The 21,437-nt window shown below is 62.0% G+C and carries 19 protein-coding genes; 5 read left to right on the top strand and 14 right to left on the bottom strand.

From position 1 onward, the window contains the following. Positions 1 to 47: 47 nt before the first annotated feature. From AC11W3_RS00655 to AC11W3_RS00600, 12 genes are all read right to left on the bottom strand, one after another. Positions 48 to 1,379, bottom strand: coding sequence for a cytochrome c3 family protein (locus tag AC11W3_RS00655; RefSeq protein WP_484091391.1), 1,332 nt, complete (start codon positions 1,377 to 1,379; stop codon positions 48 to 50). Positions 1,380 to 1,899: 520 nt separating this feature from the next. Then, complete coding sequence (locus AC11W3_RS00650; RefSeq protein WP_484091392.1) at positions 1,900 to 2,532, bottom strand: hypothetical protein; 633 nt, start codon at positions 2,530 to 2,532, stop codon at positions 1,900 to 1,902. Positions 2,533 to 2,594: 62 nt separating this feature from the next. After that, a complete protein-coding gene (locus tag AC11W3_RS00645; RefSeq protein WP_484091393.1) occupies positions 2,595 to 3,272 on the bottom strand; it encodes an ABC transporter ATP-binding protein in 678 nt (225 codons plus the stop codon). 152 nt (positions 3,273 to 3,424) lie between these two features. Then, on the bottom strand, positions 3,425 to 4,585 hold the full coding sequence (locus AC11W3_RS00640) for an ABC transporter permease (protein ID WP_484091394.1): 1,161 nt from the start codon (positions 4,583 to 4,585) through the stop codon (positions 3,425 to 3,427). Between the two features lie 54 nt (positions 4,586 to 4,639). Next, positions 4,640 to 5,113, bottom strand: a complete 474-nt coding sequence (locus tag AC11W3_RS00635; RefSeq protein WP_484091395.1) for a Fe-S-containing protein — start codon at positions 5,111 to 5,113, stop codon at positions 4,640 to 4,642. 70 nt (positions 5,114 to 5,183) lie between these two features. Further along, on the bottom strand, positions 5,184 to 5,597 hold the full coding sequence (locus AC11W3_RS00630) for a heavy-metal-associated domain-containing protein (protein ID WP_484091396.1): 414 nt from the start codon (positions 5,595 to 5,597) through the stop codon (positions 5,184 to 5,186). Between the two features lie 633 nt (positions 5,598 to 6,230). Beyond that, positions 6,231 to 6,713: a hypothetical protein gene (locus AC11W3_RS00625; RefSeq protein ID WP_484091397.1), complete on the bottom strand. Its 483-nt coding sequence runs from the start codon at positions 6,711 to 6,713 to the stop codon at positions 6,231 to 6,233. Between the two features lie 169 nt (positions 6,714 to 6,882). After that, on the bottom strand, positions 6,883 to 10,020 hold the full coding sequence (locus tag AC11W3_RS00620) for an efflux RND transporter permease subunit (RefSeq protein ID WP_484092309.1): 3,138 nt from the start codon (positions 10,018 to 10,020) through the stop codon (positions 6,883 to 6,885). Between the two features lie 104 nt (positions 10,021 to 10,124). Next, on the bottom strand, positions 10,125 to 11,516 hold the full coding sequence (locus tag AC11W3_RS00615; protein ID WP_484092308.1) for an efflux RND transporter periplasmic adaptor subunit: 1,392 nt from the start codon (positions 11,514 to 11,516) through the stop codon (positions 10,125 to 10,127). A gap of 249 nt (positions 11,517 to 11,765) precedes the next feature. Next, on the bottom strand, positions 11,766 to 13,058 hold the full coding sequence (locus AC11W3_RS00610) for a TolC family protein (RefSeq protein ID WP_484092307.1): 1,293 nt from the start codon (positions 13,056 to 13,058) through the stop codon (positions 11,766 to 11,768). 175 nt (positions 13,059 to 13,233) lie between these two features. Then, entirely contained in the window at positions 13,234 to 14,337 is a 1,104-nt protein-coding gene (locus tag AC11W3_RS00605; RefSeq protein ID WP_484088717.1) for a two-component system sensor histidine kinase NtrB, read from the bottom strand. A gap of 215 nt (positions 14,338 to 14,552) precedes the next feature. Next, the gene (locus AC11W3_RS00600; protein ID WP_484088716.1) at positions 14,553 to 14,753 is read right to left on the bottom strand and encodes a ferredoxin; all 201 of its coding nucleotides are present in this window, start codon (positions 14,751 to 14,753) and stop codon (positions 14,553 to 14,555) included. Between the two features lie 197 nt (positions 14,754 to 14,950). Between AC11W3_RS00600 and AC11W3_RS00595 the strand changes: the two genes are divergently transcribed. From AC11W3_RS00595 to AC11W3_RS00575, 5 genes are all read left to right on the top strand, one after another. Next, on the top strand, positions 14,951 to 15,739 hold the full coding sequence (locus AC11W3_RS00595; RefSeq protein ID WP_484088715.1) for an alpha/beta fold hydrolase: 789 nt from the start codon (positions 14,951 to 14,953) through the stop codon (positions 15,737 to 15,739). 116 nt (positions 15,740 to 15,855) lie between these two features. Beyond that, positions 15,856 to 17,139 carry a class I SAM-dependent methyltransferase gene (locus AC11W3_RS00590; protein ID WP_484088714.1) on the top strand — a complete coding sequence of 428 codons (1,284 nt, stop codon included), beginning with the start codon at positions 15,856 to 15,858 and terminating at the stop codon, positions 17,137 to 17,139. Beyond that, the gene (locus AC11W3_RS00585) at positions 17,126 to 18,301 is read left to right on the top strand and encodes an NAD(P)/FAD-dependent oxidoreductase (RefSeq protein WP_484092306.1); all 1,176 of its coding nucleotides are present in this window, start codon (positions 17,126 to 17,128) and stop codon (positions 18,299 to 18,301) included. Before AC11W3_RS00590 ends, AC11W3_RS00585 begins: the two co-directional genes overlap by 14 nt. Positions 18,302 to 18,353: 52 nt before the next feature. Then, a complete protein-coding gene (locus tag AC11W3_RS00580) occupies positions 18,354 to 19,253 on the top strand; it encodes an SDR family oxidoreductase (RefSeq protein WP_484088712.1) in 900 nt (299 codons plus the stop codon). Between the two features lie 12 nt (positions 19,254 to 19,265). Beyond that, entirely contained in the window at positions 19,266 to 19,877 is a 612-nt protein-coding gene (locus tag AC11W3_RS00575) for a hypothetical protein (protein WP_484088711.1), read from the top strand. A gap of 125 nt (positions 19,878 to 20,002) precedes the next feature. On the opposite strand, the gene arsS is transcribed toward AC11W3_RS00575, so the two are convergent. Continuing rightward, positions 20,003 to 20,977 (bottom strand): arsenosugar biosynthesis radical SAM (seleno)protein ArsS, encoded by a 975-nt coding sequence (gene arsS, locus AC11W3_RS00570; RefSeq protein WP_484088722.1) that lies wholly within the window; start codon positions 20,975 to 20,977, stop codon positions 20,003 to 20,005. Between the two features lie 26 nt (positions 20,978 to 21,003). After that, positions 21,004 to 21,336 carry an arsenosugar biosynthesis-associated peroxidase-like protein gene (locus AC11W3_RS00565; protein ID WP_484088710.1) on the bottom strand — a complete coding sequence of 111 codons (333 nt, stop codon included), beginning with the start codon at positions 21,334 to 21,336 and terminating at the stop codon, positions 21,004 to 21,006. Positions 21,337 to 21,437: the final 101 nt, after the last annotated feature.

Raw genomic sequence — 21,437 nt, 5'->3', positions numbered from 1 at the left:
GCATGTATGTTCCACGCGACCGTCGCGCTTTATCAACCTAAACCGGACTACTTGGTGTAAATCTCGGGCTTGTTGCGATCATAGCTGAATTTGCGGTGGCATCCCGGGGCGCAGCTGCCGCCGGTGGAGGTCATCTTGAAGTTGATCGGGATCTTCCAGTCGCCGAAGACCGCGCCCTCGGTATTGATCAGTTTCTCGCCGTTGCTGGCGTGGGGTGCGTGGCAGACCCGGCAGCTGCGCCCCTTGCGGAGGTTGGCGACGTGCACGTAGTGCAGGTTCCTCTTGCCGTTGCGGAAGTTGGTGTAGATGGTGGTCTCCGCGTAGGTGAGGAGGTTCTTCTCGTGGCACTTGAGGCAGAAGCCGTAGCTGCCGTCCTTGTACGGGGTGTAGACAGCCGAGGGATAGGGGCCGGCCCCCATGCGGAAGTTCTGCGAGCCGTGGGGGTCGTGGCAGGCCTTGCAGGACCCTTTCTTGATCGGCCCGTGCAGGTACTTCTTGCCCTCGATCTCCTTCTTGATGTTCTTGAGGGGCGGGTTCCCCAGCTTGTCGGTGTCGTGGCAGCTCAGACAGGTGGTCTTCTCGTCGAAGGGGAGAAGACCCTTGGAGTTGGAGAAGTGGGTGGAGTGGCAGCTGCCGCAGCTTCCCGACTGGACCGGCTTGTGCGGCACGGTGACGGCCGCGAGTTTCTTACCCATCTTGGCATGGCAGCCGACGCACAGGTCCGGCATCTTTTTTTTCAGGAACATGGCCACCTTGGAGCCATGGGCGTTGTGGCAGGCGGTGCAGGGGTCGTTCTTGACCGGCGGGTGGACAACCGGCGATTCATTCAAGGGCTTGATGAAATCGGTGTGGCACTTGAGGCAGAGCTCGCGTACGCTCCCCTTGAGGAGCCCCTTGAGGTCCGCCTCGTGCGGGTCGTGGCATTCGGTGCAGGAACCGACCGCCGCCGGGCCGTGCATGTAGGGCTGCTTGAAGGCCTCCACGTCGTGGCAGCTGACGCAAAGAGGGGTCCGGTCGTCACCGACCTCCAGCAGGAAGCGCTCCGAGGTCCCGTGCGCCTTGTGGCAGCAGAGGCAGTCACCCTCCTTGACCGGAGCATGGAGGTTCTTTTTCTTCCCCATCCCGTCATGGCAGGTCTTGCACAGGGCGCTCCCCTTGGCCGCCAGCTCGAAGGTCTTGACCCCCTTGACCGGATGCTCCTTCCCCCGCTTCACATGGCAGCTGAGGCAGTCGCCGTCCTTCACCGGCGCGTGCGGCATCTTGATGGCGGCGATATCGGCATGGCAGGCCGAGGTCAGGCAGGTTTCCCCCCGGGCGACGCCGACGGAGAAAAGGGCCAGAGAGGTGAGCGCGATTGAAACAGCAGCACGGATCTTCATGGATGACATCCTACCGGGAAAGGTGGCGATTAGAATTTATTCAAAAAAAATGTCAGGCGCGGCTTGCAAAGATGCAGATTACTGTTATCGTGGTACCCGTTGCGGGTATACCGGCCTCGCAGACTGGCCGGCAGACCGGCGCAAAAGGGCAGCGGCAACGGCCCGAAGCCATCTCTCACTCCCACCCGAAATGACCCCGCCGAGCACTCCCAGCACCGCCAAAGGCAGTCCACCCAGGGCAATCTGCGCAGAAAGGGAAAATTCCACAGATCTTTAGCAGATTTGGGGAAAGTTTTCAACATGAAATGAGCCGTCTCGCGCCTAGCGCCCCGGCACCTTGGGAGCGGCCCGGCCATCGACGCTGGAAGCCCGGCGGCGCAAGGTCCTTAATTATCTCAACTCGCAGGCGCTCTTCCTGCCCGGCGAGCGGCCACATTAAATCAGTGTCGGCGCTCTAGCTAATCGGCGGCGGGCGAAGGAACTTTAGGGTGCCCGCGACGGGCGGTAAATTATTTTCCACTTACCCTTCGGGGTAGTCGGAGAGGGCCAGGAAGGTTTCTTTGAGTTCGAAGGAGAAGATGGAGAACATGCGTTCGGCAAGCCTGGTGGTGAGAAGGGGCGGGTAGAGCGGCACGGAGAGCCGGTAGATCAGGTCCAGGAGGCCGTCGTGGGGGTTTTCCTCCAGGAAGAGCGCGCCGTACTGGAGCACCGGCGCGAAGAGGAGCGCCTCCTCCATTACCGCGTCGTCCTCGCTGAAGTAGGGGAGGATCATTTCCAGGGAGAAGCAGAGACCGGAGCCGCCGGCGTCTTCGGAGATGCTGAGCAGCACCTCGTCCTGGGGAGAGCCGAACTCGAGCGCCTCGGGGGAGACGCTGCCAGCGGGGAGGACCAGTACCTTGCCGTGGACCGGGTCGATGCCGTAGGGAGCACCCCTTCCCTGGAGAAAGCGCTCCAGCGAACGGTAGCCCTTGGCCTGCAGCCTTCCCATGCCGCGGTAGAAGGGAGGGCGGAAGCCGTCGCGGTTGGCGATCAGGTCCTCGAGCGGGATGAATTCCTGCTCGGAACCGGCGGGACGCGCGCTCCTGATTTCGGTGTTGTTGACCACCAGCTTCAGGTGCGATCGTTTCCGTTCGTCTTTGGTGTCTTTTGTCATTGGTTCCGCTACCCCCGGTGGTGCATCCTGTCTTCTGTAATACACCCCACGGGAGAGGGGTGTCAAGAACTCCCGACAGCCACCAGTCCATCTTTAATGTGGATGGTACGGTCCGAGTAGTCGCAATTCTCGGGGTTGTGGGTCACCATGACCACGGTCTGGCCGGTCTCATTAAGGGTACGGAAGAGGTTCATCATCTCCACGCTGGTCTGGGAGTCGAGGTTGCCGGTCGGCTCGTCGGCGAAGAGGATGTCGGGGCGGTTGACGATGGCTCGGGCGATGGCCACCCGCTCCTGCTCCCCGCCGGAGAGCTGGTTGGGCAGTCGGTCCCCCTTCGCGGCCAGCCCCACCCGGGCGAGGGCATCCCGGGCCGCAGCCTCCTTCTCCTTCCCCTTCATCCGCGAGATGGCCAGGGGGAGCATGACGTTCTCCACCGCGGTCAGGTAGGGGATCAGGTTGAACGACTGGAAGACGAAGCCGAGCCGCTGGCTGCGGAAGTCCGCCAGCTTCTCGCCCGACAGGGCATAGAGGTCCACGCCCCCCATCTCCACGGTGCCGTGCGAGGGGCGGTTCAACCCGCCCAGGATGGACAGGAGGGTGCTCTTGCCGGATCCCGACTGCCCCATGATGGTGATGAACTCGCCCTGGGCGATGGAGAGGTCGACTCCGCGCAGAGCCTCGACCGTCTCCTCCCCGCTTGCGTAACTCTTCCGGACTTCCTTTACTTCGATGAGTGACATGGTTTCGTTCCTTGAACTAATTGGCGCTAATCTTCCGCTACGAGATTGTCATCCCCGAATGCCCTTATCGGGGATCCAGTTTTCACGTCCTTAGGAGCTGGATTCCCGATCAGAATCGCTTCGGGAATGACAGTTTTGGAAGCTGGAGCCGCTTACAGCGCCCTGAGCGCCTCGGTCGGGTCCATCTTGCTCGCGTGCAGCGCCGGGTAGAGGCTCCCGAGGAGGGCCAGGACCACCGAGAGCCCCAGCGAACCGAAGGCCACCAGTCCGTCCCAGACCAGGAGCACCTCTTTGCCTTCCGCCATGAACGGCAGCGCCAGCTTCGCCCCGCCCATCCCGGCGGCATATCCCAGCACCCCCGCCAGCACCCCGACCACGGCGGCCTCCAGCAGGATGATCCTCATGATGTGGCTCTTTCTGAAGCCGATGGCACGGAAGACGCCGATCTCCGTGGTCCTCTCGTTGACGCTCCCCATCATGGTGACGAAGACGATCAGCGAGCCGATGAAGACCACCACCGCGGCCATCGCGTACGAGAAGCGGCGGAACTGGTCCAGGGCCTTGAGCCTTCCTTCCACCACCTGCTGTATGGCGCTCACCTTGGCACCCGGGAGCTTCTCCGCGATCTGCAGGACCATGTCGCCGATCGGGCACCCCGAGCAAAGGGCCGCCACCTCGACGAAGTTGAGCCGCCCCTCCTTGTGGAGAAGCCGCTGGGCCACGTCCAGCCGGGCGAAGATGAGCTGGTCATCCTGCGAGCCGGTCTGGTCCAGTATCCCTGCAACCTTGAAGCTCTCACCCTTGATCACCAGGGAGTCGCCGGTCATCACGTTCAGCACGTGCGCCGCTTCGCTTCCCGCCAGGAGCTCGTTGGCGGCTTTGGGGGCCTCCCCGAAGATGTTCCACCACTGCTTGAGCTTGAGCTCCTTGTCGAACTGCACCCCGATAAGGAGCGCCTGTTTCCCGGCCACCTGCACCCCGCCCAGCACCTTGGGAGCCACCACCGAGATGTTCTTGTTGTTCCTGATGGTGTTTATCTTCGCCAGCTCGGACTCGTCGAGATCCTTCTGGTCGAAGGTCACCCCTCCGAGGTTGATGCCGCCGTAGTTCATCGACAGACCATTCTGTTGGGGAGTGATCAGGATGTTGGCGCCGAACTCGTCCATCTTGCGCTCGATATCCCCGGACATCGACTTGGTCAGGGTCACCAGCGTGACGATGGTGGCGATGCCTACGATCAGGCCGATGGTCAGAAAGGCCATCTTCGCCTTGCGCCGCCTGAGGTTGTTGAAGGAGATGTTGTGTAATTTCATTTTGATTCCTTCAGATGTGTCGCCCCCTGGGGGAAGGTGCCACGGGCAAACAGCCTAGAAAAACCTCGCCCCGCCCTTTATTTCCGAGACGCTGATGCGGACGTTCTTGCCGTCGGCGGTGGAGGCCAGATGCGAGGGGTTGCAGCCGCCGCCCGAGGCTGCGCCAATGCGGTTTATGGCGAACTTCTGGTTGCAGTTCTTGCAGACCATCTGGTCACCCTGCTGCACGTACCCCTTCTTCTCGCGATAGCAGACGTCACAGGCATCGAAGGCGGTGTGGAGCTGACCGTCGCTCCCCTTGACCACGAAGAAGTTAAGCTCTTTGCCCCCGTCGACCAGCCTGAAGTAGTGAGCAGTCCCGTCGGAGACCTTGGAGAGAGGAATGGAGACGGCACCGTTCACCGGCTTCACCTTCTCGAACTTCCCAAGCCCCGGGATACCGAAGGCGAAGGAGACCGTCGCCGCGACTGCCAGTGCCAGGACGACCATCACTCCATACTTGATGCTGCTTTTGTACACCATTTCCATGCTGTAGCTCCTTTTTGACGGCATCGATGCCTGTCTGACCTGCGTATGTTTCCTTCCCGATCGTTACCGGTTATTTCCCGCCGCACCCCTTGGAGCCGCAGCACCCGCCGGCCACCGCGGTCTGACTGCCCACCTCGTGGCCGGTGATGCGCCTGAACTGCGCCGGGGTCAGCACCACCTGGATTTTGCTGTCGAAACCGGTGCCGGCGACCTTCCTGGCCAGCTTCTCCGGCGCCACCATTTTGGAGTCGTAGCCGGCAATGACCCAGCCCCCCTGGAGGTCGACCTCCGTCGAGGCCACCCCCCTCTGGGACTGGAGGGCCTTGGTGACCTTGGAAATGCAACTGCCGCAGGTCATCCCCGAAGTCCTCAGCACCACCACGGCATCAGCCGTCGCGCCGATACGGACATAGAAGGCGAAGACGCCGAGGATAGCCACCACCGCGAGGACCAGACCGATATTGAGGGCCGTTCTTTTTCTCATCTCCAAGCTCCGGGTCCGGAGCCGCAGCGTGCGGCACCGGGTGTCAAACAGCGAATGGTGCGATAAATACAAGTTGCGTGCCACCGGTTCATGAGGGGATCAGGCCCCGCCATCACCGGGATCACGCATTGCGGATCGAAGAGGCCTCCGGAAGAGGTGGAGAATATCCTCCAGTCGCCGTAGGATTTTCGACACGCCCCAGATTACGGCAAGGGTCCGACAAAAGCAAATCCCCCCTGTCCCACCTTTGACAAAGGGGGGGGACGCTTGGGGTGCTGCTCATTTGATGGGGATAGCATTTCGTGATGGTCCCGGTTAAATCCCCCAAAGCGGTGCCGGCTCTCCCTTTCGTAGGAGCGCCCTCCCGGGCGCGAACCGCAGCAACGATGCCGCTCCTGCGGCAAATCCCCCCTGTCCCCCCTTTGACAAGGGGGGGACGCAACGGCCACTGACTTCCGCACAAGCACCTTCCCCGATGCCCCCCTTCCCGGAAGGGCACGGTGCGAGTCCCCCCTCGCCCTCCGGGAGGCGGGGGGGAGGGAAGCCGGCAGGAGCAACTATGCACAAGTAATACAAGAACCCCCTCGCAGCAGGGCCGGAGGGGGTTCGGGTGCAGGTATCAGCTCACTCAGGCTACTTCACGGTGTACCAGAACTTGGCCGAACGGGTCTTGCCGTCCTTCAGCTGGAACTTCGACATGATGCCGTATTTGCCCTTTTTGGCGAGGTCGAAGTCGCCGCCGAAGTGGCCGTGCATCCCCATGAGTTCCTTGGTCTGCTCGGTCTTGTCAGGAGCCACGACCTTCATCATCACCTTTCCTTCGGTGACGGGCTTACCTGTCTTGGTGTCGACGAAGGCGGCCGAGATGTGATGGGTCTCTTTTACCCCCTTGGGCATCTCCATCCCCATGTCCTTCATGGCCTCTTTCATGGTGGTGACCTTGAAGGTGGCCTTAACGCCGTCGACGACCTCTTCGTGGGCTACGCCCTTGGCGGCGCCGTGATCCATCTTCATGCTGCCATGGTCCATGTTCATGCTGCCGTGATCCGTGGCGGCAAAAGCCGGTGCGGACAGGGCGATGGTTGCCGCGGCAAGAATAAGTGACATCTTTTTCATTTCAAATCTCCTTTTGGGTTATTTGCCCCACCCCGGGACCTCCGCCTGAGGGACGGTTTAACCGGGTTGGGGCAGGTTCCACATGTGACGCATTTGGCAGCTTCACCCACCCCCGGCCCCCTCCCATCAAGGGAGGGGGAGAGCGGAATGAATGAGCGATCGGCAGCTGTCAATGTTTCATCCCAGAGTACTTCAATCTCCCCTTCTTCAGATCCCTTTTCTTCATCAGCACGAAGATCACCGGGGTCATGATCAGGACGTGCACGGCGGAGGAAATCATCCCCCCGATCATCGGAGCGGCAATGGGCTTCATGACGTCGGCACCGGTACCGGTGGACCACATGATCGGGATCAGGCCGATCAGGGCCACGGCCACCGTCATAAGCTTCGGACGAAGCCTCAGCACCGCGCCCTCGAAGGTGGCATCGTAGATATCCTGTTCGGTGCAAGCCCCCCCGGCCAGCTTCCGGTCGAGGGCCTCGTGCAGGTAGATGACCATGACGACACCGGTCTCGACCGCTATCCCGTAAAGGGCGATGAATCCGACCCACACCGCCACCGACATATTGTAACCTAGTGCCTTCACCAGATAAACCCCTCCCACCAGGGCGAACGGGACCGAGAGCATGACCATGCTGGCCTCAAGAGCGGAGTGGAAGGTGAAGTAGAGGAGGATGAAGATGATCAGCATCCCCGCCGGGACCAGGATCTGCAGCCGCTCCTTGGCCCGGACCTGGTTCTCCCACTGCCCGGACCACGCGACGTAGTAGCCGGGAGGAAGTTTCAGGTTCCGCTCCAGCACCTTCTGGGCATCGCCGACGAAGCCCCCCATGTCGCGACCGCGGACGTTCAGGTAGACCAGGGAGCGGAGGAGCCCGCCTTCGCTCGCGATCTCCGGGGCGCCGGTGGAGATCTTGATCTTCGTCACCAGCGACAGCGGGATCTGGGCACCTTCCTTGCTGGTCACCAGGATCCGCTGGATGGCCGGGATGTTGTCGCGGTAGTCCCGCATGTAGCGAAGCCGGATCGGGAAGCGGTCACGCCCCTCGACGGCGGTGGTCAGCTGCTGCCCCCCCAGGGCGGTTTCGATCACTTCCTGCACCGCCCCGACATCGATCCCGTAACGGGCCGCGGCCTCGCGGTCGACGTCGATGTCAATGTAATTCCCGCCGGTTACCCTCTCAGCCACCACGTCGGCCGCCCCCGGCACCGTCTTCAGTATCCCTTCCGCCTGCACGGCGAGGTCCTTCAGGACGCCGAGATCCTTCCCGAAGATCTTCACGCCCAGGTCGGTCCTGACCCCGGTGGAGAGCATGTTGATCCGGTTGATGATCGGCTGGGTCCAGCCGTTGCGGACCCCCGGGATCTGCAGCTTCGAGTCGAGCTCGGCCACGATGTCCGCCTTGGTCACCCCCGGCCGCCACTGCTCTTTGGGCTTGAGGATGATGATCGACTCGAACATCGAGACCGGCGCCGGGTCGGTCGAGGTCTCGGCCCTACCCACCTTGCCCAGGACATAGGCCACCTCCGGCTGCTCGCGGATGATGGTGTCCTGCACCTGGATGATGCGCTTGGCCTCGGTGATGGAGACGTTGGGGAGGGTCACCGGCATGTAGAGGAGGCTCCCCTCGTCCAGCGGCGGCATGAACTCGGAGCCGATAGAGAGGAACATCGGGATGGCGATGGCCAGCGCGATGACGTTCAGCAGGATGGTGGTCTTCTTGTATTTCAGCACCCAGCGGATCACCGGGGAATAGAGCCTGATGAAGAAGGTCGAGATCGGGTTGGCGCTCTCAGGCGGCATTTTGCCGCGCATGAAGAAGTACATCAGCACCGGCACCAGGGTGATGGCGATGAATGCCGAGCCCACCATGGAGAAGGTCTTGGTGAAGGCCAGCGGATGGAAGAGCTTTCCCTCCTGCCCTTCCAGGAGGAAGACCGGCACGAAGGAGAGGACGATGATTGCCAGCGAGAAGAAGATGGCGCGTCCGACCTGCTTCGCGCTGGTGATGACCACCTCCAGCCGCCGTTCCTTACGCTCCTCCGGCGGCATCTCGGAGAGGTGCCGGTAGCAGTTCTCGACCATGATCACGCCGGCATCGACCAGCACACCGATCGCGATGGCGATCCCGCCCAGCGACATGATGTTCGAGGTCACCCCCATCAGCTTCATGGTGATGAAGGAGATCAGCACCGCGATGGGGAGGGTGATGATGATCACCAGGGCGCTCTGGAAATGGAGCAGGAAGACCAGGACGACCAGCGAGACCACCACCGATTCCTCCGCCAGCGCGTGCTTGAGGGTCTCGATGGCGCGCTCGATCAGGTCTGAGCGGTCGTAGCGGGCGGTGATCGTGACCCCCGGGGGGAGCCCCTTGGTGAGCGAGGTGATCTTCTCTTTGACCCGGTCGATCACGTCCTTGGCGTTCTCGCCGTAGCGCATGACGACGATGCCGCCGACGGCCTCCCCCCGGCCGTTCAGGTCGAGCAGGCCGCGCCGGATGGCGCCTCCCAGCTGCACGGTGCCCAGGTTCCTCACATAGATCGGGGTCCCGAAGGCATCGGAGCCGACCACTACGTTCTCGATATCGGCGGCGGACTGGATGTAGCCGGTCCCGCGGATCAGGTACTCGGCATTGGCCTGCTCCATCAGCCTGCCGCCGACCTCGTTGTTGGAGCGCTTGATGGCGTTCATCACGTCGCCCACCATCACCTTGTAGGCGAAGAGGCGGTTGGGATCGAGGTCGATCTGGTACTCGCGGACGTAACCGCCGATGGAGGCGACCTCGGCCACCCCCGGGACGGTATTCAGCTGGTAGCGGACGAACCAGTCCTGCAGGGTCCTCAACTGCTCGAGGTTGTAGCCCTTGCCGTCGATAGTGTACCAGAAGACATGCCCCACTCCGGTGCCGTCCGGGCCCAAGGTCGGGACGACGCCCTGGGGGAGGAGCGAGGCTGCGTAGTTGAGCCGTTCCAGCACGCGGGTCCTGGCCCAGTAGATATCCGCCTTGTCGTCGAAGATCACGTAGATCATCGAGTAGCCGAAGGCCGAGGCCGCCCTTACCGCCTTGACCATGGGAAGGCCCTGGAGGTTCACCGCCAGCGGGTAGGTGACCTGGTCCTCCACGACCTGCGGCGATCGGCCGGGGTAATCGGTGAAGACGATCACCTGGTTGTCGGAGAGGTCGGGGATGGCGTCGACCGGGGTCTTGTAGACCGCCCAGATACCGCCGGCGATGATCAGCCCGAAGAGCATCAGCACCACGATGCGGTTGCGGGCGGAGTATTCAATAATTTTTTCGATCATAGGGAAATCCTGGGCTAAGGGCTAAAGGCTAAAGGCTAAGGGGAACACCGAGCAAGACGGCTGGGGTATCGGGTTTCCCTTTAGCCCCCGAGCCCTTAGCCTGATTACATTTTCATATCCCGCATATCGATCTCGCCGCCTTTGGGGGCAGGCGCCGGGGCACCTTTCAGCGCAGGCGCCGGGGCGCCCTTCTTCTCGTCCATCTTCATTCCAGGCATGCTCTGCTGCGCGCCGGTGCCGCCCCTTAACTGGCTCTCGGAGTCGATCAGGTAACCGCCGCTTGCGGCAACCTTTTCGCCGGCTGCGAGTCCCGACATGATCTGCATCTCGTCCCCTACCCGGGCTCCGACCTTCACGTCCCGCGGCTCGAAGAGTCCCGGCGACTTCTCCACCCAGACCACCTGGCGAGTGCCGGTGTCGATCACCGCCGAGGCGGGAACGGTCAGCGCCGGCCCCATCGGGGACTTGATGATGGCATTGACGAACATGTCCGGCTTCAGCTGCAATCCCGGATTGGCCAGCTCGACCCTCACCTTGACCGTACGGGTCTTCGGGTCGAGAAAGGGATAGATGAAGGATACACGGCCACGGAAGGTCTTCCCGGGATAGGACTGGGAGGTGATGGCGACCGGCTGCCCCAGCTTCACGAAGGCGAATTCGTTCTCGTAGACCTCCACGTCCACCCAGACACGGGAGAGGTCGGCGATGGCGAAGAGCGGGTCGCCCATGTTGACGTACTGCCCCTGCTGCACCATCTTCTCGATCACCACACCCGAAAGCGGCGTGTAGATCGGGAGCCGGATGTTGGGCTCCCCTGCCCTCTCCAGCGAGGCGATCTGGCTGTCCTTCACCCCCAGAAGCTTCAGGCGCTGCCGCGCGGAAGATACCAGTCCCTGGCCGCCCTGGGAGATGGACTGGATCGGGGAGTTCTTGAGCTGGTCGCGGCTCTTCAGCGCGAGGAGGTACTCCTGCTGCGCCGAAACCAGGTCCGGCGAGTAAAGCTCCGCCACGGGAGACGACTTGGAAACGTAAGCCCCGACGGTGCTTATATTAAGCCGATCGATGCGGCCGGCGGTCCAGGCCGTCACCTTGGCCTGCCGCGACTGGTCGTACTGGACGATGCCGACGGCTGCAATCTCCTTGGAGAGGGGGGCGCGTTTCACCCTGACGGTATCCACGTTCGCCATTACCTGCTGGGTCGGAGAGAGCGAGACCTGCCCCAGCTGGGCTGCCTGCTGTTGCTGCTCCGGCGTCTGCGCCCCCGCCTGAGGCTGCTCGATCTTCTTGATCAGCTGCATCCCGCAGATCGGGCAGGTGCCGGGCTTGTCCTTGATGATGAAGGGGTGCATGGCACAGGTGTACAGCACCTTTCCCTGCGAGGTTTCGACCGGTTTGGCCGTCTCGTGCTTGTGATGCCACGAGAAATAGGCGGCACCGGCGATGCCGGCAATCAGGATCAGCACCAGGGGTATTATGATCTTCCTGTTTTTATTCATCTTCTCGCTCCTGGGCGTTTCATTTACTTACAAAGTTCATCAAACGGTGCGGCTCTTCGGCTTTCGTAGGAGCCGCATCCTTGCCGCGAATCATCGGCAAAACAAATCCCCCCTGTCCCCCCTTTGACAAGGGGGGGACGCTTTGGGGAATTTCGACTGAGTATATTCGCGGCAGCGCCCGTCACTCCGGCCTGGCCGTCACTCCAGCCTGGCCGTCACTCCAGCCGGGCCGTCACTCCAGCCGGGCCGTCACTCCAGCTGGCGGCCGACCAGGGCCTCCAGTTGGGCCTTCTTCATCTGGTAATCGGCCAGCGAGTCGAAGTACTCCCGCTCGTAGTTGAACAGGTTGACCCGGCTGTCCAAAAGGCTCAGGAAATCGGCCTTGTTCACCCGGTAGGCGATGGTGGCTGATTCCAGGGACTGCTCCGCCTGCGGAATGATCCCCCCCTTATAAAGCTCCATCAGCTTCTTGCGCCGCTCCATCTGGGCCAGGAGATCGGCGATACCGCTGGCGATGGTGTTCCTGGTCGACTTGAGCTCCTCGGTGGCCATGGCGATGTCAGAGCTCGACTCCGCCAGCATGGCCTGCCTCCTCTCCTTGCGAACCGGCAGGTTGAAGGTCACGCCCAGGGAGTACATGTCGGCGCCGTCGCTTCCCATGGCCCGGTCACGCTGCATGTACTCGAAAGAGACGTTGAAGTCGGGGTAAAACTCCTTTTTGGCCAGGGCATAGGAGCTCTCGCCCTTCAGCACCTGGGCCCTCAGGCTCTTCAGCGCCGGGCGGTCCTCCTCGGCCATCTGCACCAGGGCCTCCGCCGTCGGCGGCGCCTGCCCGATGGTCAGGTCGGGTATGGTCCCGACCGGGGTGGTGGGAGGACGATAGAGGACCGAGTTCAGGGCGATAACCAGGCTCTTTCTCTGCTGCTCCAGGGAGATGCGCATGTCGAGCATCTTCGATTTCTCAAGCTGGGCCTTGTATATGTCCTGCTGCGCCCCCTGCCCCACGGAGTACTTGGTCTCCGCCAGGGTGATGAAGTTGTCCATGATCCCTATGTTCCGATCCACGATCCCCAGCGCGCGGTCCACGAAGTAAATCTGGTAGTAGTTCTCCTTCACCATGCGGATCAGCTCCAGCAGCCTCTCCTGGTGGGCGTAGTGGTAGGTCTCCGCCTCCCGGGCCGCCACCTCCTCCCGCAGGGCCCGCTTGCCGAAGTACGGGAGCTGCTGCGAGATGCCGACCACCTTCTGGGTCATGGCGTCCTTGGAGAAGTTGAGGGGATCCTTGACGAGACCGTTCTGGATCTTCAGCATCAGCATGGGATCTTCCAGGCTCCCGGCCTGTTTCACGCGGCTCTTGAAGCTCTCCCAGCGCGAGGTCGAGGCCTTCAGTTCCGGGTTGTTGGCCAGGGCATAATCGACCAGACGGGTCAGGGACTCAGGCTGGGCTGCGGGTTCGGCGTGGACGGTCGGAGGTGCCATCAGGCTCAACAGCAGAAAGAAGCTGACGGCAAAAATGGCAGGCATGGTGAATCTGGCAGGCATGGTGACTCCCGAAGAGCTGTAATCGGCTTTTCCACAAGCAATGAACGTGCCGCATGCTAATGAGTGCGGAATCAGTAGCTGTTTCGGAATCCGAAAGGGGGAAGGAGGAGAATATCCTACCGGCGATGTGGAATAGTCTACAGCGGGTGTAACATTCGGCAACGCTTCAACATCGCTAGAGTTCTGCGGGAACGGGGAGGGAGACACTGAAGGTGGCGCCTTGCCCCGGCTCGCTCTCCACCGCGATGGTACCGCCATGGCTCTCGACGATCTTCCTGGTGATTGGCAGCCCGAGGCCGGTGCCGCTCCCCTTGGTGGTGAAGAAGGGCTCGAAAATCTTGCCGACGGCGTCGGCGGGGATCCCGGGGCCGTTATCGCTGAAGCGGATCTCGATGCAGCCGCGCTCCCGCTTGAATGTGGTGGAGACGGCGACCTTGCCCCCGGCGGGGCAGGCCTGGATGCCATTGAGGACGATGTTCATGAAGGCCTGCCGCAGTTTTTCACCGTCGGCGATGATGCTGGGCAGGGGCGAGGGGGCCAGTTGCAGCTCTACCTTCCGGTTGCGGGCTTCCGCGGTGAGGAGGGTCACGATGTTCCCGAGCTCCTCGTTGATGTCGCAGGCCTTCTTGGTGGTCGGCTCCGGGCGGGCCATGCGGAGGAAGTCCTCGACCACGCGGTTTAGGCGGTCCGACTCCTTCACCAGGATCTCCAGGAACTCGTTCCTGCTCTCGGCGGGCGTCCCGTCCTCCATCAGGATCTCCGCGGTCCCACGGATCGAGGCTAGAGGATTGCGGATCTCATGAGCCAGGATGGCGGAGAGCTCCCCCAGTGCGGAAAGTCGCTCCGCGCGCCGCAACTGCTCCTCGATGCGGATGATGAGTTCCGACTGGCTCTGCAACTGCTGGTACGACGCTTCCAGCCCCTTGGCCGACTCCTCCAGCTGCTCCCTGCGCCAGCGCTCCTGCTGCGAGAGAAAACCGGTTATCCCGCCGACTACGTTGTAGAGCACCACCTCGAGGTACTTCTCCATCTCCATCGCTAGGTGCCCGCCCCACTGGAAGAGGATGTGGGGTGCGTAGCAGACCGTCACCAGCATGGCGCAGCCGATGCCGCCGCGGAAACCGAACCAGTAGGCGGAGAGGATGATGGGAATGTAGTAGAGACGCTGGAAGATGTCGTGCAGCATGGCCAGCCTGAGCGGTGTCAGATAATGCAAAAGGCTGATGCCGATCACACACGCTATCAGTGCTGCCACTTTCAGTATGTCAGTTTTCTTCATACTGCTCCCGAACGGCCAAGACAGAGTGATGCAGCAGAGACTCGTATATCAGATTACCAGGCATGTGATCCAGTGTTTTGGGAGGCTGGAATATTATGACAGCGGAAAAAGAAAACGGGGAAATTAGCAACGCTCCGCTGCGTCGACAATTTCCCCGATTTCCTGCACTGTCAGTGAGCCGCCTTAGGCTGCTTCACTGTGAACCAAATCTGCCGCTAAGCTTCATCCACCCATACTATGCACGACACCGGGCACACATCGATGGCGGTTTTCTGTATGACGTCTTCAGCTGCCCCTTCAGGATTGTAGACTTCCGACTTCCTGTGGGAGTCAAAACGGAACACCTGGGGGCAGTTGTTAATGCAAATGCCGCAACTGATGCATTCATCCTTGTCGACCCACGGTCTTTTAGCCACAAGCTCTCCTTTCCGTTGATACTTACCGCTGCCTTAAATGCCAACGGACACTATACCGCAAATGAAGCTTCTCTTTCCAACAAAATAAGCAGCACGTCGCAACCGGCTGTGCCATCGCCACAATCTTGACCTGCGGCACCGTCTGGGTTATCTTTCCTACCTGTTCAGATAGGCACGCTCTAGTTAAAGGAATGCGAATGACACCCCTCCCTGCCTACTACAGCGTTGGCCAAGGCCCTGCCGTCGTCCTTCTTCACTGCACCTTGAGCTCCAAGAACCAGTGGCGGGCGCTGGCGCCCTTGCTGGAGGCGGAATATCGCGTCATCGCGGTCGATCTCTACGGTTACGGCGAGACCCCCATGCCGGAGAAGCCGGAAGGCTTCACCCTTCTGGACGAGGCGGAACTGGTTCACTCGCTCCTCGACCAGATCCTCCTTCCCGGTGAGCCTGTACACCTGGTCGGCCATTCCTACGGCGGCGCCGTTGCCTTGCGCTTCTGCCACAGGTTCCCGCAGCTAGTCCGGACCCTGACCGTCTTCGAGCCGGTCGCCTTCCACCTGCTGGACAGCGACGATCCCGGGCTGGCCACGGTCGAATCCCTGATGGATCGGCTTGTCAAGCTCATCACCGGGGGGCTGCGGCGCGAGGCTGTGATGACCTTTGTCGATTTCTGGAGCGGTCCCGGGACCTTCGCCGGCTTCCCGCCACGGGTGCAAAAGGATTTCGTGGCGAGGGCGGACAAGCTGCTGCTCGACTTTCACGCCCTGACCCGCACCCGCATGACGGCTGATGACTACAGGAGTCTTAAGCTGCCGGTGACCTTGATGGCGGGTAGTGCCAGCAAGATGCCGGCACTGCGGGTGTCGGAGAAGCTGGCGGCCATCCTCCCGATGTCCAGGCTGGTCTGGGTCGACACCGGCCACATGGGCCCCGTCACCGACCCAGAAACGGTAAATCCTATCATTAAAGCCTCACTATCACCTTGAGCCCGGCGCCTCCCGGCCTTCCTTTAATCGCCCAACCCCTTCATATCCCTCCTTCTTGACTTTTCAGCAATCCGTCAGACAATCATTAAGGTCAGCCAATTCATGGCGAGGTCTTGATGATGGATACTTCCAAGATTTGCGGCGTGTGCCCGACGTCCCTGTTCTCAACCAGGGCCCGAGACTCGGGAAGAGTCCTGGAGTGCGACCGCTGGCTGCTGCGCACGCTCTTCAAGGTGATTGGTTCCCCTGCCATCAGGGCGGCCCTTTGGGACGGCAGGGACATGCTTATCGGGAGTGCGGCCGCCAACACTGCGTCGAGGCTGGTCATCCACAACCGCCGGGCACTGGTGAGGCTGGTCATCAACCCGCTTTTGTACTTCGGCGACGACTACAGCGCCGGCAACATCGAGATAGAGGGGGGGCTGGTACCGTTCCTGGAAACGGTCAACCGGGCCATGGAAAGACCCGGTGAGGTCCGGCGGCGCTCCAGGCAGGTCCCAAACTGGCACCGCGAAACCTTCAACACCCCCGTCGAGTCCCGCAAGAACATCCACCATCACTACGACCTGGGAAACGACTTCTACCGCCTGTGGCTGGACCGGGAGATGCTCTACACCTGCGCCTACTACCCCACCCCCGGCCTCACCTTGGAAGAGGCCCAACTTGCCAAGATGGAACTGGTCTGCCGCAAGCTCCGCCTCAAGGGGGGAGAACGGGTCATCGAGGCGGGGTGCGGTTGGGGCGGCCTGGCGCGCTACATGGCCAAGAAGTACGGAGCCAACGTCAGGGCATTCAACATTTCGAAGGAGCAGGTGGCCTTCGCCCGGCAACGTGCCAAAGAGGAAGGGATCGAAGGGGTCGAGTATGTGGAGGACGATTACCGCAACATCACCGGGGAGTGCGATGCCTTCGTCTCGGTCGGGATGCTGGAGCACGTGGGGCCCAACAACTACCGCAGGCTCGGAGAGGTAATCGACCGCACCCTCTCCGGCAAGGGCTTAGGCCTCATCCACAGCATCGGCCAGGACTTCGCCGAGCCGATGACCGACTGGATCGACAAGAGGATCTTTCCGGGAGGCTATCCTCCCACCATCAGGGAGATGATGGAGATCTTCGAGCCTTACTCCTTCACCATCCTGGACGTGGAAAATCTCCGCCTGCACTACGCCCGGACCCTGGAGCACTGGCTGGAGCGCTACGAGCAAAACGCGGACAAGGTGGCGCAGATGTTCGATGACAGCTTCGTCAGGGCCTGGCGTCTCTACCTCTGCGGCTCCACCGCCGGTTTCACCACCGGGTCGCTGCAACTTTTCCAGGTCGTTTTCTCGCGCCGCGGCAACAACGACGTTCCCTGGACCCGTGACCATATGCATAGCGGAGATGTTCATGGAAAGATGTGACGTAGCCATAATCGGTGCGGGGCCGGCGGGCTCCACCTGCGCCCGGCTCCTTTCCGAAAGAGGCTTGTCGGTGCTCCTTCTGGACCGGGACCAGTTCCCCCGGGAGAAACCTTGCGCCGGCTGGCTCACCCCTGAAGTATTCAAGACCCTCAGCATCGATCCGCAGGAGTACCGCAAGGAGCACCTGCTCCAGAACATCCGGGAATTCAGGACCGGCGTCATGTATGGCGGCGAAGTCATCACCAACTACGCCAGGACTGTGAGCTACGGCATCAGGAGATCGGAGTTCGACCACTACCTGCTGCTGGCGAGCAAGACGCCGCACCTGCTGGGAGAGCCGGCTGCGGAGCTGGAACGGCAGGGGGACGGCTGGCTGGTGAACGGGAAGATCAAGGCCAGGATGCTGATCGGGGCGGGGGGGCACCGCTGTCCGGTAGCGCGGGCTCTCGGCGCCGCTCCGGGGAGCGAGACGGCCATCGCGGCAGTGGTGGCCGAAGTCGAGATGGGGAAGGAGCAGTCCGCCGGGTGCGGGCTTCCCGCCGGCTGCGTCGCGCTCTACTTCACCGGCGACCTCGAGGGATACGGCTGGCTCTTTCGCAAGGGGAACTTCCTCAACGTGGGGCTCGGTTCGCTGACCACGAAGGATCTCAGGCGGGAGGCGGAAAAGTTCTGCCGCCACCTGAGGGCGCGGGGCGATCTGCCGGAAGATGTGACCGACCATTTGAAGGGGCACGCCTACCTCCCCTACCGCGGCAGAGGGGGACGCAGCATGGTCGCTGACCGGACGCTGCTGATAGGAGACGCGGCAGGCCTCTCGGTCCCCGAGAGTGGCGAAGGGATCCTCCCTGCGGTGGAAAGCGCCATCCTTGCCGCCCGAACGGTCCTGGAGTCCTCGGGTGATTACCGGCGGGAAAGGCTGCAGCCCTACGCCGCCGCAGTCGCCGCCCGCTTCGGCGTTGGCAGCTCGCTTTCGTTCCCCCCAGTCCTTAAGGGGCTCGCAGGGTCGGTGATCCTGTCGAACCCCTGGCTGACCCGCCACCTGATCCTGGACCGCTGGTTCCTGCACAGGCACAAGCCGGCGCTCGATCCGGGAAAGCTTTTGCCGACAGATCTTAAATCGATGCCGTCTCATGGCGAGGCGGCCACCGCCGAGGCTTCTTAGCGTCCAGGAAGAGCGGCAGGGTTAGCGGGGTCATCACACCGGAGAGCCAGAGATGGAAGAGAGCCCCAAGAGCATGTCCGGAAAGGTTTGCGTCATTACCGGGGCGACTTCCGGGATAGGCGCCGCCACCGCTTTATGCCTGGCAGGCCAGGGAGCAACCATAGTCGGAGTGGGGCGAAACGCCGCGAAGAGTTCGGCCATCCTGGACCAGTTGACCGTGGTGAGCGGGGAGTGCCGGCACGAGTTCTTCCTCGCCGATCTCTCGGTACAAGCCGACGTGCGCCGACTGGCCGGGCAACTCAAGGACAAGTACCGGCGCCTCGACGTGCTGATCAACAACGCCGGCGCCAGGTTCTCCTCCCGTCTCCTCTCGGCTGAGGGGCTGGAGATGTCCTTCGCGCTGAACCACCTGGGGCCTTTCCTGCTGACCAACCTCCTGCTGGAAGAGCTGCAAACGAGCGGGCGAGGCCGCATCATCAACGTATCCTCCGGCGCGCACCGGCGCTGCCACGGGATCCCCTTCGAGGACCTGCAAGGCGAGAGGAGCTTCAGCGGCAGGGAGGCCTATGCCCGGTCTAAGCTGGCCAACCTCCTCTTCACCTACGAGCTCGACCGGCGGACCAGGGGCAGCGGCGTCACCGTGAATGCTGCCGATCCCGGCAACGTCATCAGCGGTTTTTCCCGCAACAACGGCTTCTTCAGCTGGGCCAGACATATCATGGCGTCGCTGAAAAGCGGCGGGCTGGTGGGGCCGATGGAGGGAGCACGGACCAGCGTGTACCTGGCGTCCTCACCCGAGGTCGAGGGGGTAAGCGGCAAGTATTTCCGCGGGGAGGAAGCAGTGGCGTCGTCAGAGCCTTCCTACGACACGGATGCAGCGTCCCGGCTCTGGGAGATCAGCATTCAGCTGGTCGTCCTGGGGGTGCATTGTGATAAGGAGCGGCCTGTCTAATCGGGGGATGAGATGAAAAAGATGGCCGGCATCACCGTTACCGCATCGGCGCTCTTGCTGGTGACGTCCGCAATCGTTCTGGCCGACGGCACATATTACCCGTACCAGAGCTACGACGAATATTACAGGACGCACTCGGTGGGCCCTCCACCCGGAGAGAAGCCTCCGCAGCCGCCCCCTCCCCCACCGTCTGTAAAACCACCGCCACCCAGGCCCGAGCAGCCGATCATGATCACCGAGCCGCCGGAGTTTCTCTTTCCTCCGGGGCTGGGGTTCGGCGTAGCAGTCGGGGTCCCCTACGACATGTTCTACATCGCCAAAGGGTTCTACCTCTTCAGCGGCGGCAACTGGTACCAGGCCCACGCCTACAACGGCCCCTGGATGCCGATCACGGCAGGCGGGCTTCCTCCCGAACTCCGCAGGCAGCAGCTCTCGAAGATCCACGAGCTGAGAAACAAGGAGTTCGTCAGCTACTGGAAGGACCGGAAGCACTATAAGGGGAAGGTCTATCGCCCCGGCAGCGAGTACCGGCTACCTACCAAGAGCGAGGAGAGAGAAAGGGGGAAAGCAAACGGAAACGGGAAAGGCAAAGGGAAGAAACGGAACAATAACCAAGGACGTTAGGCCAGAGATCCCCTCCCCCCGGAGGGGATCTCTGCGTAATAGCCACGGATGACCTCCGGGGGGAGGGGCGTTGGCTCTCGTCGGCGGGGGCGGGGTTGGAAAGCTGCAGCGGGAACAGTGGTGTTTTATGTGACGATGTTGCCGCCGCAGGTAAAGCCCGCCCCGACGGTGCAGGCATAGCAGTGATCCCCGACCGGTATAGGGGTCCCGGGCGCGGGGAGTTCAACCAGATCCGAGACGCTCGTCGCCTTGCCGCCATGGGGGAGCCCGACCGCGAGGTTGAAGTCGCAATCGTGCAGCTGACCTCGCCAATCCACCGAGAGCTGGGTGCGGCACATCACCCCCGCGACCGTGCACGGGTTGAAACCCTCGGCCAGCCTGGCGAGATAGGCTTCGAGATTGCCGGAGCGATCGAGGAAGCTCCGGAACCTTCCCAGCGGAACATTGGCGAAGGTATAGACAGAGTTGAAGGTGATGCCGTGTTTCCGCAGCAGGTCCGCCCGGAACTTCTTCTCCGCCTGTTTCTGAGCGGCAGGGAGGAAGGCCCCCGCCGGGTTCGAGACCAGGTTCAGTTCCAGAGAACTCCCCTCCACCCCGTACCCCAGCCCGTTAAGCTTTTCAAGGACCGCGATGCTCTTCTCCCATACCCCGCAGCCCCTCTGCGCCTCGGTCTGCGAGGCATTGGTGGCGGGTAGAGAAGCCGTCACCACTACCTTCAGGTCCCGGTACAACTGGCAGAGTTCCGTCCCCCTTTGGTCAGCGAGCGCGACGAGGTTGCTGCGCACGATCATTCTCGGCGTCAGAGCGGCCAGCGAAGAGACGAGGTACTCGATCCCCGGGACCAGTTCCGGCGAGCCGCCGGTGACGTCGATGCTGGAGAAGCTGAAGCGCCGGGCACAGTCAATCACCGCATCCATGGTGCCGCGCTCCATCATTTCCTTCCTGTCGGGGCCGGCCTCGAGGTGGCAGTGCCCGCAGGAAAGCTCGCAGGAAAGCCCCACGTTGACCTGCAGCGAGGTGGTCGACTCCCTGTTCAGCTGCAATCCGTGCTGCGCGAGAATCTTGTCGAAGGGCTCGATGGAGCGCCCTCCCTTTTCCATATCGTTCATCAACGTCCCCGTCCTGCCTAAAGCGAAAGTTTCTCGGCGATCTTGCGCATCTGCACCCCGTGAACCAGGGAAGCACCGCCCCGGATGGCATTGACCACGTGGAGAGCTTCGGTCATTTCCGCGAGATTCGATCCCTTGTCGAGGCAGGCGCGGGTGTAGGCGTCGATGCAGTAGGGGCACTGTACCGCGTGCGCCACAGCCAGGGCGATCAAAGCCTTCTCGCGCTCGGTCAGTTCCCCCTCGGCGAAAACCGCTCCGTAGTAATCAAAGAACTTCCCGGCCAGTTCGGGGGCGTCCTTGCCGATCTCGGCGAATTTTCCCAAATCCTTGGGATCGTAATACGTTTCCATCTAGGTCTCCTGTCTCGGGATTGGCATCGGCAGCGGGGGAGAGCATGTCGCCATGCCAGAGGCCGCTGCCTCTTCTTTCACAACTTCATGGAAAATGCGTG

The organism is Geomonas sp. (assembly GCF_056994735.1).
The sequence above is the reverse complement of the archived record's forward strand: the minus strand, read 5'-3'. Positions and strand labels throughout refer to the sequence as shown.